At 38.1% G+C, this 15,672-nt stretch carries 7 protein-coding genes; 1 reads left to right on the forward strand and 6 read right to left on the reverse strand.

Going from position 1 to position 15,672, the window contains the following annotated elements; translation table 11 throughout:
- The first annotated feature begins 9 nt into the window (after positions 1 to 9).
- The gene (locus tag L2586_RS24680; RefSeq protein WP_235293386.1) at positions 10 to 669 is read left to right on the forward strand and encodes a response regulator; all 660 of its coding nucleotides are present in this window, start codon (positions 10 to 12) and stop codon (positions 667 to 669) included.
- 626 nt (positions 670 to 1,295) lie between these two features.
- Here the strand turns inward: L2586_RS24680 and L2586_RS13230 are convergent.
- From L2586_RS13230 to L2586_RS13255, 6 genes are all read right to left on the reverse strand, one after another.
- Complete coding sequence (locus tag L2586_RS13230) at positions 1,296 to 1,997, reverse strand: hypothetical protein (protein ID WP_235293387.1); 702 nt, start codon at positions 1,995 to 1,997, stop codon at positions 1,296 to 1,298.
- A complete protein-coding gene (locus L2586_RS13235; protein WP_235293388.1) occupies positions 1,990 to 6,699 on the reverse strand; it encodes an efflux RND transporter permease subunit in 4,710 nt (1,569 codons plus the stop codon). The genes L2586_RS13230 and L2586_RS13235 overlap by 8 nt, the downstream gene beginning before the upstream one ends.
- Positions 6,696 to 9,809: an efflux RND transporter permease subunit gene (locus L2586_RS13240; protein WP_235293389.1), complete on the reverse strand. Its 3,114-nt coding sequence runs from the start codon at positions 9,807 to 9,809 to the stop codon at positions 6,696 to 6,698. The genes L2586_RS13235 and L2586_RS13240 overlap by 4 nt, the downstream gene beginning before the upstream one ends.
- Entirely contained in the window at positions 9,806 to 10,861 is a 1,056-nt protein-coding gene (locus L2586_RS13245; protein WP_235293390.1) for an efflux RND transporter periplasmic adaptor subunit, read from the reverse strand. The genes L2586_RS13240 and L2586_RS13245 overlap by 4 nt, the downstream gene beginning before the upstream one ends.
- A 93-nt stretch (positions 10,862 to 10,954) precedes the next feature.
- The gene (locus tag L2586_RS13250; RefSeq protein ID WP_235293391.1) at positions 10,955 to 12,454 is read right to left on the reverse strand and encodes a TolC family protein; all 1,500 of its coding nucleotides are present in this window, start codon (positions 12,452 to 12,454) and stop codon (positions 10,955 to 10,957) included.
- 24 nt (positions 12,455 to 12,478) lie between these two features.
- Positions 12,479 to 15,661, reverse strand: a complete 3,183-nt coding sequence (locus L2586_RS13255; RefSeq protein WP_235293392.1) for a golvesin C-terminal-like domain-containing protein — start codon at positions 15,659 to 15,661, stop codon at positions 12,479 to 12,481.
- Positions 15,662 to 15,672 lie beyond the last annotated feature (11 nt).

Raw genomic sequence — 15,672 nt, forward strand, 5'->3', positions numbered from 1 at the left:
CTTAGACATGTGAAAGTGGAAGCAAAACCCAAGAAACCCAGGATCGATATTATAGAAGACAATATGAAGATCAGTCAGAATGTGATGAAATTCATCAGCTTTCACGACGACTTCGAAGTAGGTGAAAGCTTCGGTTCTGCCGAAGCTTTCCTCTACAAATTAGAACATCATCCCAAATACCAACCCGATATTCTCTTGCTCGATATTGGCTTGCCGGGTCTCTCAGGACTTGAAGCACTTCCTAAATTCCGAGAAAAACTTCCGGAGATTGACATCATCATGTTGACCACCTATGAGGAAGAAGAAAAGATCCTAAAAGCCATGTGCTCTGGGGCCTGCTCCTACATATCAAAAAAAGAAAGCCTAAAAACCATCGTGGAAGCCATTCGAATTGTAGTCGATGGCGGCTCCTATATGTCTCCAAATGTAGCTCGCGAAATTGTGAAATATTTCATGGGTGGAGGAAAGAGCAAGGCCACTATCCTTACTAGTCGACAGCGTGAGATCCTTCAGCTTTTAGTCAAAGCTAATTCATACAAGAAAGTTGCTGAAAAGCTTAATATCTCGGTGGAGACCGTTCGATCTCACATTAAAAATATGTATCGCACGCTGGAAGTGAATAACAAGACAGAGGCTATTGCGATGTATATACGTGGAGAGATTAAATAATAGATATTATCTATTTAATGTTTCTTAAACAGACTCATCATAATATCACTAAAAGTGCTAACATCAAGACCTAAATTCTGACTACCTAAAGTTGGATTAATATTAAAAAATGAGTTACACAGGACCTCGTTGTTCAGTGCGAGATTTTCTGAATAAAATAGTATACCTTTCTCGATTTAAAACCCAAGGTCCATTGGACACTTCAGAACAAGAACTAAAATTGATGTCATCACTAAAAGTGCTAACATCAAGACCTAAATTCTGACTACCTAAAGTTGGATTAATATTAAAAAATGAGTTACACAGGACCTCGTAGTTCAGTGCGAGATTTTCTGAATAAAATAGTATACCTTTCTCGGGTTGAAACCCAAGGTCCATTGGACACTTCAGAACAAGAACTAAAATTGATGTCATCACTAAAAATGATAACATCAAAACCTAAATTCTGACTACCTAAAGTTGGATTAACATTAAAATATGAGTATCACAGGACCTCGTACTTCAGTGCGAGATTTTCTGAATAAAATAGTATACCTTTCTCGGGTTAAAACCCAAGGTCCATTGGACACTTCAGAACAAGAACTAAAATTGATGTCATCACTAAAAGTGCTAACATCAAGCAAAGGCTAAATATACTTCTCTCGATTCTGTAAATTCAACAACGCTCCCAAAATAAATACAATCGATCCCACACTTAGGAAAACTCTATTCTTCCAAATGATTTGCTGAAATGCTAACTGTGTATACTGTCTAGGGCTTTCGAAAGGATTCAAGAAAATATCCCAAATGGTATTCTCCACAATTTCACTAAATATACTGATAAAGAACCCAAGAATAACCATCACCACCGCTGTTGCATTTCCATTCTTTATTTTCGTGGATAGTAAGAATGCCAGACTTCCGAGAAAACATACAGGATAAGCTAACTGAGCTGCTAGTTTTACTGGATTTATAGGATACAACAAATAGGATCCCAAAGCTGAGAAAAGAATAAGCATCAGGAACACCAAGAAAAAAGTCAGTACCAATCTTACAAGCCATACTTTGTATCTGTAATCCGGAATCCCAAATAAAATCTCTAACATTCGTGCATCATCGTCTCGCTGAATTCCGAAAACCATCGGATAGAAAATCAAAAGCAATGCTGGAAAAAAAGTAATATCATATAGAAAAGCAATATTTATCTCCACATTGTCAAATACACTAATCGTCATAAAGAAAATGTAGAATGCAAGTGCAGCCAACAGGAACAGTAAAAAACGCCCTGCAAATACAACTTTTAAGTTGTAGCGGATAATTCTGCTGATAAGGACAAGAGAGCTAATCATTGGCTTCCGTTTTAATATTTTTCAATAAGCACAAATAAGCATCTTCTAAGACAGGTTCCACTAAGTAGGCTGTTTCTGATGGCTTCTTTTGAGAGATACACCGAACTCTTATTTGCTCCCCTTCTTTGATGTGATTGACAATAATATGTTGATCACTTACATGACTAAATTCTTCTGTTGGAATGAGATATTCCCAGATTAATCCATCTGCTAGATGTACCATTTCTAAGGGAGAGCCTTGGTATTTTAATTCCCCTTTGTCGATCACCGCTAATTGATTACAGGAACTGGCAATATCTTCGATGATGTGCGTAGAAAACAAAACAATTCTTTCTCTACTTAATTGGACTAGCAGATTTCTAAAGCGTATACGTTCTCTAGGATCTAATCCAGCTGTCGGTTCATCAACGATGAGAATTCGCGGAAGATGCAGCAGTATCTGCGCTATACCAATACGTTGTTTCATTCCGCCTGAAAAAGAACCAATCTTTTCATTCTTTCGGTCTAACATATTGACCGCATCCATTACATATTCTAGTCTTTCCTTTCGTACTTCATTATTAGTAATACCTTTTAGAATAGCTTGGTAATCAAGATAATTCCATGCAGACATATTCTCATAAGTACCAAATGCCTGAGGAAGATAACCGATCAAACCTTGTAATTCCTCTCTCTTTTCTTGGGTATCAATTCCATTAATCCAAATCTTACCATAACTTTGGTCAAAAATACCACTGATAATCCTCATTAAGGTTGACTTACCTGCTCCGTTAGGTCCCAGCAAACCATACATTCCGACACCAATATCAAGTGAAATACCACTAAGTGCTTTGAACGGAGTCTGTCGTTTCCCTACAAATGGTATGAGCAGAATCGTGCGATAATAAAATCTTCGAAGTCGCCATTTAATCCGTTCTACTTTTAATTGATTTTTGTAGAAATAAGAGGAAGACTGTTGGATAAATAAAAACAAATACCAAATCACACCAATCGTAAATGCAAATCCCCAACCATCCCATTTAGCATTCAATTGAGTCAAGATAATCAATGGACTCAACCAAAATATAAAGTTACCAATTCCTATTAAAATACGTCTCCACCAGCGACGTTCCCCAGCTTTTAAAGCCTTCCCGATCGGTTTCCATATTTCCAGTATTTGTAAGTAAACTGCTATGGCCATAATGGTCATCCAAAAACCAGATTCTAAAAATGAAAAACAAAACCAGATTAAAAATACAAGTAACGGAATCTGCCATATTAAATCTTTCAATATAGAGGACCAAGATTGTTTTGCATTGAGTGATGTCCTGTGACCAGCTAATGATTCACTCCCACTCCATTCTCTTGAAAATCGACCTGGACGATTGTAAATCTTGACTAGATTTTGTATCCGTATTTCAGGAGCAACATCCATGGGTACAATTTCTTCACTAGCTCGCTTTAAGCTTTCTTGGATGAAATAAGTTATAGCAGGTAGTAAGAAAACCATCAACAGGATATTAGCCAATTGCCAGAGTATCGCATCTATTCTGAAGTATACCAACAGCGCTCCTAATGTGAACAATCCTATATTAAGAAACTTAACCCACCAAGGTAAGGACCTAAACCAAGCGATCGTATTTTCTAATCCAAGATAGACTGTTGGGATCATAATTAAGGTTAAAGCCGTTCCCAATGCCAAACCACCGATCACAGTAATTGCAAACGGAGCGCCGATAAGGCCTACATACTCTGCCGTTCCTAAAGCCAGCGGAAACATCGCAACGATAGTTGTAATGGCAGTGATGAGAATCGGCCTTAAACGATGCAATCCAGCAGTCATCAAGGCTCGTGTTTTTCGATATCCTTTTCGACGCAAAGCATTAACGTAGTCGATCATAATGATGCCGTTATTGACAATAACACCAAGTAAAATCAAAAATCCTGTCAACGCATTAGCATTCATAAGACTATTTCCCGTTATCGCTAATCCTAGCAATGCTCCGGTGGCTGCTAATGGAACAGAAAAGCCTAGAACGAAGGGTGCAGAAAGAGATTCGAATACTGAAGCCAAAATGATGAAAATCAATAAAATAGCTGCACCGACTAAAGGCTTGAAATCCTTTAATTGATCCTGTGCGTCTACTAATTCTATTGCTACTCCTGGTGGTAGCGGATAACTAGCAATTAAGCTGCTAATATTGTCTTTGTAGGCATCTAGTAATTCTTTCGATTGCTCTGCTTGCCTCGTAGGAGCATAATTTAGTTCTATCTGTTTTTGCTGGTTTATTCGTCTGATATCGTCTGAACCTTGAGCCGTTCTGATCGATGCAATATTTTTCATTTTATGAAGACTTCCTTGCTGATCGCTTACATCCAATTCTCTTAAATCATCCATAGACTTGGTTTGGAAACCAGCTTCCTTGGTATCACTTTCTCTTATGATGATATTGTAATCTTCATTACCGTATTTGAAATTGGCCTCCGCAGGTGATTCCTGACCTAAATCTCTTAAGGCCATTGCAATATTCTCAGGAGTAATGCCATTTCTAGCTAACATTAAAGCATCAAAATCTAATAATGCTTCTGGACGATTTCCACGAGTGCTCAAGCTTGCACTTCGCGTTTCGCTGAGATTTTGAACATGATAAAGAAGGTCTTGCCCTACCCTTTGCAACAATGAATAATCCTCACCTTTAATAACGATCCGTTCTTGACTGTTTCCGAAACCCATTAAAGCTCCCATCGCACCCATACCTCCCAAGTCTTGGCCACCTCCACCTTCACTGCCACTACTACTTGGGGTAAGGCTGATGGTCCCTCCGCCAATTCGTCGAATCAACTGTTCAATTTCTTCTTTTATTTCATTAAATGTTCGGTCACCAATGTCTTTAAAGTCCTTCTTCAATTTTAGACTCACAACCGCATCTTCCTCTTTTATTCGACTACTGATATCTTCATGTTCTTCTATGCCTAAAAGCTTTGATTCAATCTCTAGTACAACCTTGTCTGTCTTTTCCAGCGTACTACCTTTGGTCATTGTGACATAAACATCTATCTGGTCGGTCTCTACTTCTTCTAGGACATTAATATTTAATGCTAGGACTGCGAATGTGGTCACAAAGAACAAAAGCAGTCCACCGATAATTATTCTTGCTGGATTTCTTAAGCTGCTTTTCAGCAAAACCATGTAGACTCTTTCTGTTCGCGTTTTAACTTTTGAAAGGTTGAAAACTGATTTTTTATGCTTAGGATTTTTTCCTAAAACTAACGCAGCGAGCACTGGAATCAATAATAAGGCGACCAACAAAGACATCATTAAAGTAGAGATAATGGATACTCCAATGTTTTTACCTATGATGTTCAGGAGATAATTTCCAAAGAAGATAAACGGCAAAAAGACAGTAACTGTAGTTAGTGTTGCTGCAAGTATCGCTTTAGCTACTCCCGTCATCCCTTTAGTTACCGCTTCCTTAGTTGGACGACCTTCTGACACTAGTCGATATATGTTTTCTAACACAACGATGCTATTATCAAGTAACATTCCGACGGCTAACGCCATGCCAATTAAAGTCAAACTGTTAATGCTGATGTCCGCTGCGTAAAACCAGTTAAAAGCGGATAATACGGACACTGGAATGGAGACTGCAATAATGGAAATTAAGCGCAGATCTTTCAGAAAAACCCATAATATGAGGATAGCCAAGAACCCACCAATGAGGGATAGGTTAATGATCTGGTCAATGTTCTTTTCCATATCATCTGCTGCGTTGCTCTGAATAACAATCTCTACATCTTTGGATTCTAATTGAATATTGAGTTCTTTAATCAAGTCTTGACAACTATGCGAAAGGTCGATGATATTTGCTTGGGAAGCTTTCGTTGCGGTCAATGAAATGGCATCTTTTCCATTTACCCGACTGATCGTCTTTCCTTCGTCTACCCCAAATGATACATTGGCAACATCTCGTAATAGTATTGGTCCAGGTGCCATGACGATATTTTCAATTTCACTCAGTTCCGTATATTCTGTCGCTGTCCGAATAAAATATCTTCGTTTGCCTTCATACAGATAACCTGCTAATGTTCGGCTTCCTGAATTTTGACTTAGTCGTGAACGGACGGTCTCTGGGGTTATATTGTGAGGCTCACAAGCTGGTTTATCTAAGAGAATTTCTAGGTTTTTTTGTCGACCACCGAAAGCATTAATGGATGCAATTCCATTGAGGTTTTCAAAAGCAGGAAGGATTTCTTGCTCAGCTATCGTCCGCAACCGATCGGTTCCTCCGCTTCCCCTGACCTGTAGTTCTAAGAATTGATTACTTAATTGTTGTAAGTCGATTTTAGAAACATTGACAAATAGATCGGCAGGTAATTGAGCTTTGACGGCGTCAATTTTTTGTTGCAGTTTTAGAAAAACATATTTAAATCGGACACCTTGCTTAAAACTAACTTGGATAAAAGCTTGGTTTCCCCCTATCCTACTGTCGATGCTTTCTATCCCCTCCAAAGTTCCTATAGCTCCCTCCACAGGAATGACACCTTGCTGTTCTAAATATTGCGGACTTGAAGAAGTAGAAGATGCTATTTGTACAAATAACATTGGTAATTCCGCATTGGGTAACAATTCGACTTGTAGTCGATGATAGGAGATATATCCTAACATGCTTAGACCGATGAAGATCATGCAGATTGTTACTTTCCTTTGGATTAGTGATGTCATTCTTCTACTTTATTTCCTCCGAAATCGATAACTGCATAAACACACGGTATAACCACTAAGGTCAAAAACGTAGATGTAACCAATCCTCCGACCACTGCCCAAGCCATTGGTGCACGTAGAGAAGCACTTTCTCCAAACCCAAAAGTTAACGGTAGCAAAGCAAGAACTGTTGTTAAACTGGTCATTAATATTGGTCGAATTCTTTGCTGTCCTGCTTGAACGATGGCATCATATCTTGCGAGCCCTCCTCGTTTTAATTGATTGATTCGGTCCACGAGAATAATGGCATCATTGACCGCTATTCCGACCAGCATTATTATTCCTATAATGGCCATAATGCTTAGGGGCATTTCCAGCCAATAAAAAGTGGCAATTGTTCCGACAACGGCTAGTGGTATGGTAAGGAGAATCGTAAATGGATGAAGCAAGGATTCAAATTGTGAAGCCATCACCATATACACCAAGATAATGGAAAGAATCAAAGAAAAAGTCAAACTCTTCATGGATTCCTGCCGTCGTAGCTCATCTCCCACAACTGAAATGCTATAGTTGGGTGGTAAATCAATTTCGTCTAATTGGACACGCATCTTCTGAGCTAAGAATTCCAGCGTTTCATCATCATTTGCTTGTGCATATACTTTGCCTATCCGGGTTTGGTTACGACGATGAATTTCACGAGCTGCAGATGAAGTTTTTAAAGTGGCAATTTCATTCAGTCGATACAACTTCTCCCCTCCTTTAATCGTCATGTTTTCGAATTCCTTAATCCCTTGTTCCGGTAACTGAAGTTGGATATCAATCATTTCACCAGATCTTTCGAGTCGACCTATATTTTTTCCTTTGAGTTGGTCCTGTATTTGGGTAACCACGCTATTCATATCTAAGTTATACAAGCCTAATTTAAATCGGTCGAACAGAATCTCAACTTCAGGAGCACCTTGTTCGATAGATGTTCGAAGGTTTAATAATTCTGGGATATTCGACAATTTTTCCATGGCCGATTGTGTCAAGGTTTCGATGACATCTAATTCTTCTCCTTTGACTTCAACCATAAGCGGCGATTCTTCTACACGCAGAATGCTACTCAATGAAGAGACTTCTGGCGAAAATGAAAACTGGACACCTGGAATTCCACTCATCGCTGCATCTAATGCGGCAATCACTTTATGAGTTCCGAGTTTAGTACTGTCAATTAATGCCACTTCCACCGTTGCGGTATGTTCTCCTTGAAAAACAGCAGATTGTCCACCACCTGGATCCGTTTTGGGACCGATATGGCTATACACAAACTTAAGATCATCTGCTAAGCCTTCTTGAATGATTTCCTCGACGTTACTTACGGTAGCGGCTGTTCGTTCTAGTACAGTACCTTCCTGCATCGCCACATCCATTTTGAATTTCTTACTCGTAGCGCTAGGCATAAATTCTGTCCCAATCGATGGGAAAATATAAACAGCAGCAGCGACTAACAAAGCAGCAAGCAGAATAACAATCCATCTAAATTTTAAAAGTCCTTTAAGCACTTTGCCATATCCATTTACTTCGAATGAAGCTGATTGCTTAGGTAAGGTTCGGTTTTTATAAAATCGATGATACAGCATCGGAATTACAAAAATGGCAACGAACAAGGAGGAAACCAAGGAAAAAGCAACAGTCCAAGCTTGATCTTTGAATAGTTCCCCAGCTGCGTCTTGAAGGTAGATAACAGGCAGAAAAACAATGATAGTAGTCAGTGTAGAAGCTGTAATTGCTCCACCAACTTCTGCTGTCCCTTGGATGGCTGCTGTTTTCGCATCAGCTCCAGCTTCGTGATTCCTAAATATATTTTCAAGGACGACGATGGCATTATCAACAAGCATTCCGGCACCAAGCGCTAGTCCACCTAAGGTCATGATATTTATGGTCAATCCATTAAAGTACATGAGTGTAAAAGTCGCTACGATAGAAATAGGAATCGCGATACTGATGATTAAAGTTGTACCAAATCTTCGAAGAAAGAAGAATAATACTACAACTGCAAGTCCGATTCCAATTAAGGCAGTTTCTTGCACTTCATCGATGGCATTTTTGATAAAGGTTCCTTGGTTTGAAATGACTTCGAATTGGTAACCAGGTAAGGCATCACGGATCGCATCGAGTTCAGCGGATATTTCTTCTACGGCCTTAACCGTGTTGAAGCGATTTTCTTTAAAGATGGATAAGCCGATGCAACGATGTCCATTTACACGGACAATATTTTTAGGTTTTTTATTCGTAAAAATGGTTTCAGCAACATCTTTTAAGTAGATCGGGGATTTCTTTGAATTTCCGGTGTTGGCGGCTTCTGCGGCGTTCGGAATAACGCCACTATTCTGACTTTGTCCTTCCTTATACCCAACAATAAGTTGATTAAAATCATCTTCTGTTTCTAACATCCCTATCCCTTTCACGGTATAATTGAGACCGAGTTCTTGAACCGTGCCACCAGAAATGTTTTGGTTGTAACTTTGGATTTTTTGTGCAATGGCGTCCATCGTAATCTCAAAGGCTTCCATTTTATATGGAATAGGGCTGATCACTACTTCCTGTTCTAGCTCACCAGAAAGCGAAACTTGAGCAACTCCTTCCAGTCGCACTAATTCATTACTAAGGTAGTTTTCTGCTACCTTTCTTAGTTCATTAAGATCGGTGATTTCTGAATGGCTAATTCCGATCAACATAATAGGTGCACTATTGGGATCGTATTGGGTGACACTAATTCGTTCTAGTTCATTTCCCTGGTTGAAATCATTGAGGGATTTTTGCAAATCGAGAAAGGCCTCATCCATATCTTTTTCCCAATTGTATTCAACCGTGAGTTGTGCGGAGCCAATTCGAACAAGTGATGAAACTTGAGTTACACCTTGCTGGCGCATACTTAAGGCTTCGATTTGTTCCACATACTGCTTTTCGATTTCCTCTGGAGCTTTTTCTCCAGCCTCTATTTCAACAAAAAGCCTTGGGGAGTTGAGATCCGGTAGTAAGTCAACGCCCAAGCGAGCATAGGAAATGTAACCTAGAATACAAATGCCTAAGATCGCCATCAAGATGGTTACTGGATAATCTACTGCAAATTTTGTTAATTTCTTCATTTCAGTATTTTCACTTTGGCTTTATCACGAAGCGTTTCAAATCCTTTCACCACCAGTCGTTCATTTTCTTCCAGACCACTAAGCACTTCTATCATATCACCATTCTCGATTCCAGTTTCAATAACACGTTCAAATGCAGTATTATCTTCTACTACATAGACTCGTTTTCCAGTTTGGTCTGAAATGATGATTTCTTTCGGAATGACAATAATATTGTCTTTCTGATTGACCTTGATGAGGGTCTTCACGAACATACCAGGACGAATCATAAGTTTTGGATTACTGAATCTAACCTTAGCTAGATAAGTCCTTGTTTCGATATCTATCGCAGGAGAAATTTCTGTTATCCTGCCAGAAAGGGTATCATCTGGTATGCTGTAATTAGTTAACTGTACTGCTTGTCCTATTTTAATTTCCTTCATTGTATTCTCTGGAAGATTGACATCGATATACATCTTGGAATAATTCATAATCTTACCCAATGGAGCTCCTTGCTCGATTATACTGTTAGGTGTATAATGCGGAAATTCAACGAAGACGCCAGAAATAGGGATTTCCATTTTCATTTTTTCTAACCTAATTTCTGCATTTTCCAGTTCATTTTTTGCAGAAGTGACTTCCAGTTCAGCATTCTTGAGTTCTCGTTCTGTCACACCACCTTTTTCAAATACAGATTTTTGCTTGAGGTAGGTTTTCTCTGCTAATTCCAAATTCATTTTCTTTGCTTCCAGGCTGATCGAATTCACGTATTCACGATCCTTGATTTCCATGAAAGGTTGACCTGCTTTTACTCGATCTCCCAATTTATATGGTCGGTTGTAATCTGGATGATTTTTCAGATGAAATTCACCGCCTAGTTTTGCTTTGATCTCCATTTCTTGGTCAGGCATTGCGTTCCCAGTTGCAATGGTGAACCGAGAAAGTTGATCTGCTTTTACTTGGATTACGGATACTGGCGATGCAATATCAATACTTGGACTTTCTTCTTCCGGTTGATTACAAGAAATGATGGTCAACAAGGTAAATGCGATAAGGTAAATACTGGTTTTCACTATCGTTTGTTTTTATTTTTTTAATGGTCAAGTTCTTAGAGATCTTCGCCTAATAAGAACTTATTTCAACTCACGAACACTTCATCAAGTGTTCTAATTTCTGATTAAAGCCAATGAAACTGGTTCTTGTTTTTCCCAGTCATACAAAGTCAATATTTTCAGATCAAGTAGTTGGGTTTTATAATTGATCAATGAACGTGCTAAATCTATTTTTTTGCTGGACAATTGTGTCTGAAATTGGTTCAGGTCAATTCCGGATAAATCACCATTGATGTACCTTTCTAGGTTAATATCATATGTCCGCTCTGCATTTTCTACATTCTTTCTGGCGATTTCAATTCGTGGCATTTGAGTTTGCACACTTCTGTAAGCACGACGAATATCCATTCTGATTTGCTTCTCATCTTCTTGTAGTTCTAATTTTTGGCTCTTTATCGAGACTTCGACAGCTTGAATCCGTTCTTTTCTTTCGCCCCAGTCCCATATCGGAATATTAAGCGAAAGCCCTACACTTGGATTACTTGTAGGAGATTCGTATACATTTCCAAAATTTCTATTGTCACCAAAGATTCCTAAGGTCAATTGCACGTCCGCCCTAAATTCATTCATAGACTTCGTTCTTTCCATTTCAAAGAAAGATTTTTCAATAGTAATTCTGCGCTGTCTTAATTCTAGTCTAGAATTTAAAGCATATTCTACAGCTCTATCAAGATCCACGAGTACTTGTTGTGCATCTAATTCTGTCACTAACCGAATATCTTCATCTAAGTCTATTCCTATTTCACGTTTGAACATTTCTTCGGCATTTGCCAATGCTAATTCGTTGTCTTGAATTGAAAGTTGAGCATTTGCAAAGTTTAATTCAGCTTGGTATAATTCTTCTTTAGCCAGTAGATTAGCCTCAACTTTCATTTTGATGATTTCAAAGTTTTTCGATGTGTTCTTCAATTCTTCTTTAGCGATATCTAAGTTTAGTTGAGCTAGGTAAACATCAAAGAATTGGCTGGTGATTGTTTTTTCCAATGTTAATCGCTGAATGGCATATTCAAGATTGGCATTTTCATAGTTGAGCTCTAATTCATCTAATGCCATTTGTCTTCGGTTATAGGTGAATAACGGCTGATTAAAGGTAAGGTATAAGTTATTCGAGAATGCTTTATTAGAGTTTTCGCTCAGATTAGCAATTGCAGTCTTGTTGTTTCTCCAGCTTAATGTATTGTATAATCCGATAGAACCACCCGTTTTCAATATTGGCTGTTCTACTTGAAAAGTTCCTCTAGAAAAGGTTTCAGTATTAGTAAACCATTGCGAGAATTGATTATCAAATATTCTGCTATTGCTGTAACTAAACGGCTCTAAGGTTAGCGAGAATCTAGATTTTAACGATGCTCTTTCTGCTCTTAGATTATGTTGATATTGTTCAATATTCAGTAGAGATCGCTGAATGGAGGGACTACCTGATTCTGCAATTTCTAAAGCACCTTGCAGAGAAATAGGTGTTTGCCCGAAAATAGAAAAACTGAAAAAGAAACTTAGGACTAGCATTCCGGCGGGAAGCAGTCTGAAGAAGTTGGATATTAGTTGTCTTTTCATTATTACATTTATTTATAAAAAACATTAGTCCATTTTTACCAATTTAATGGCGTCTGCAAAAATGGCTTTAAGCTTAGTTTTATTGGTTAGGGAAATCGTTACCGTATCAGATGAAAAAGTGTAGTCCCCTAAAGGTGTCCATCCAGCTGGAGTTTGCTTACTCACCTCTATTGTTGCTTTATCTATGCCATTCTGGTGAGGAATTGAAAATTGATAACTCCCTCTTAACTCTCTGTCCCAATTAAAGGATTCATCCTTATAGAGATGGTAATACACATCATATCGTCCAGGCTCATCAATTGGGATCTTCCACTTCACAATTTTGGATCCATCACCAGCCTTGATATAAAAAGCAGAACGAATAAATTCCCCAAAGAAATTATCATTGGTCGTAGCGGTCCAGTTTAATGGCGGTCTCCATACTCGAGTACCTTCATACTTGAATCCTTTATCTTGCTTTGGGTTGACCCATTTTCTAAGTCTGCTAAATTCTTCGTATTCTGTATATTCAAAATCTGGATTTTCATTATCTACGATGATTTCACCGGTGTTCCCTTCAGTTAGCGTTTCAATGATGATAGATTCTCCTTCTTTCGCATTCTTCTCAGAACTGTTGCTGATTTGCTCGAAATTGTATTCTATTTGATTTGGCAAGTTTCCAGAACTGAGCGTATTAAAATGAATACCTGTAGGTTCTTTTACGGTTAGGTAATAAGCCTGCTTTGTCTGACCTGCATCCAGATAAAGAAGTTTTTCAGTGTCTTCTCCGGGAGTTAAGGCAACTTTGATCACGCCTTCTGTTGAACCATCATTAGTTACTTTGAAGCTAACTCGGATCATCTCCTTGTTCACTGCCAAGACTTTTTCTGCTATCGGTGTACTAATCCGATATCGTGACAACTGAATTTCATTAAACCATTTTTCCATATGGTCTGATAAATCAACACCAAATTTTTCTTGAAGTCTCTCGTTAAAGCTATCGAATGGCAGGTTCTGGAAACGGGTTTCTTCTAGAAGTTCGTTGATGAATTTTCGGAAATCCCCAGTATTGGATTTCGCTTGGATTAATGAAAATAAAGTCTCTCCTTTTAACTCAATGACATTATCTATTAATTCTTGATTCTCTTTCAGATTTAGAATTTCAGCAAATGTTTTCTCTTGCAGCACCATATTCGCTAGTTCATTTTGTGTGCTACCACTAGATCGTCGAACCCATTCTGGGACTTCATTTGTAGAACCTCTGAGATAGGACTCAAATACTCGATTCAGTACGGGCCATTCTTCTGAATCTAGGTTATTGCTCATTTCATAAAATTGAACAAATTGATAGTAAGGATTAATTGATTCATCGACTTCTGTTCCTTGTCTGTTAGAATTAGTTCTTACATTTTTAAAGCGAAAAAATTGATCTATAAATTGGTTTAAGATTGTTATTTGCATTTCTTCTGGGGTCTTATTTTTATTATTTCCCCAGTTTTTCTGTCGCTTAACTGAGCCTTCGAAGTCATTTGCTCTGCTGAACATTCCCTTTTCAGGAAAGTACACCAAGCCAGCTTGATTATTCTGATGAATCGAAGTCCATGTTCGATCGTAAGATTTGAAATGACCAGGAACTTCTACGATAGAGAATGTTTCGAAAGGATATTTTAGGTCAATTTTTCTTTCATAATCCCGAAGTCGTTCTAAGATTATAGAGGGCATGGTATCTCGAATGTCAGGGAATGCATTTTGGAAATAATCGTGGCCTTTCATGTGATAAATGGAAAATTCTAGGCTATCCACTTTAATGCTTTTCTTTTCATAATGGCCAATGGAGAGAGAGAGTTGAGAAAGTGCGTTTCCTATATCAAGAGCATACTTATCTTCAGCAATTTCCTGAAATGTTCCTTCTGAAATAGGAATCAAATCTGGCAAGGTATGTACCTCTAGATTATAATTGATAAAATCTTTCCGATACCAAGTTGCACTTTCCGTACTATATCCTACACCTGATTGTAAGTACCATTGTGCTTCAGGAGTCAGTAATAAGAATTCAGGATCTATATATGCATATCTTTTTCCAATATCAAATAAGTAGTCATCCGGTCTATTAATCTTGACCGACTGATCAATGTCTATGAACATTGCATTTTCGTCAATCTTTCCACCATAGGTTACCTCTAAATTTATTGGGGCGTCTTCAGATACAATCGTATCAAATGTGATCAAGAGCAATTGCGATTTCTGTTCAAAGTTTATAGGCTGCCCAGCGGACTGGACCTCGCTTACTTTTAATCCAGGATTTAAATGGAAAACAAAGTTTTTGCTTTCTGAATTACTTATGCCGTGAATCTTAGATTGAACATGAATGCCATCGACTGCTTGTGTCAGAATGATTTCATGGTCGTTAATATCGATATGTGGATGAGAAAGATACTCATTGTTTAATGCAATCAGTTGTGCGGGAAGCTTTACACTTTGTTGATATCGTTGATAATGTTGAAACCCCAAATATATTCCACCACCAATCAAAACCACAGCCAAGATTGCAGACATTAAATTATGCAAGAAAGATTGGCGAAGTCTCTTTAACAACAGAACGGAAATGAAAATAAACCCTATGCCAAAACAAGTATACATACCTCGAAGCGCTAGAATCGATTCCCAATCACCGAATCCGGTAATCTGCGAATGAAATAAGGGCATGTGAAAAGCCATATAATCAAATAAATAATAATAAGAACTTTTCAAGTAGATCATACTTGATAGAATAAAACCAATCAGTAGGACAAAAGTTAGAGCTTGGTTCCGTATGATACTCATTACCAAAGAAGACAATCCAATGATGAAAACTAGTGTAGGAACAGAGACCAATAATGGATAAAGTAGATAAGCATTCCAATCGATGAAAGTGTTTTTCGCGAGCGAATTAAAAATCAGACTTAAAAGAAGCGCTATAACATTGACAATTAAAAAGATGGATAAGATGCTCCATGATTTTCCTAATACGTAGCTAGCGTTGCTCATGGATCTAACGTAAAAGACTTCCGTCGTATCTTGCTTAGTATCTCGCTTTATAAATTCGCAAGACAGAAATACTGCGATAATTGCCTGCGCCATATTTAATAAGTAAATGGTGGCATATGGAATATTAGATGGTACGGCACGATATACCCAGTTGCGATTACCCACTTCAGAAATTTCGCCCATGTTAAATACAAAAATCATGAATAGGCTTA

This window comes from Portibacter lacus (genome assembly GCF_021533215.1).
Classification (GTDB): Bacteria; Bacteroidota; Bacteroidia; order Chitinophagales; family Saprospiraceae; genus Portibacter; species Portibacter lacus.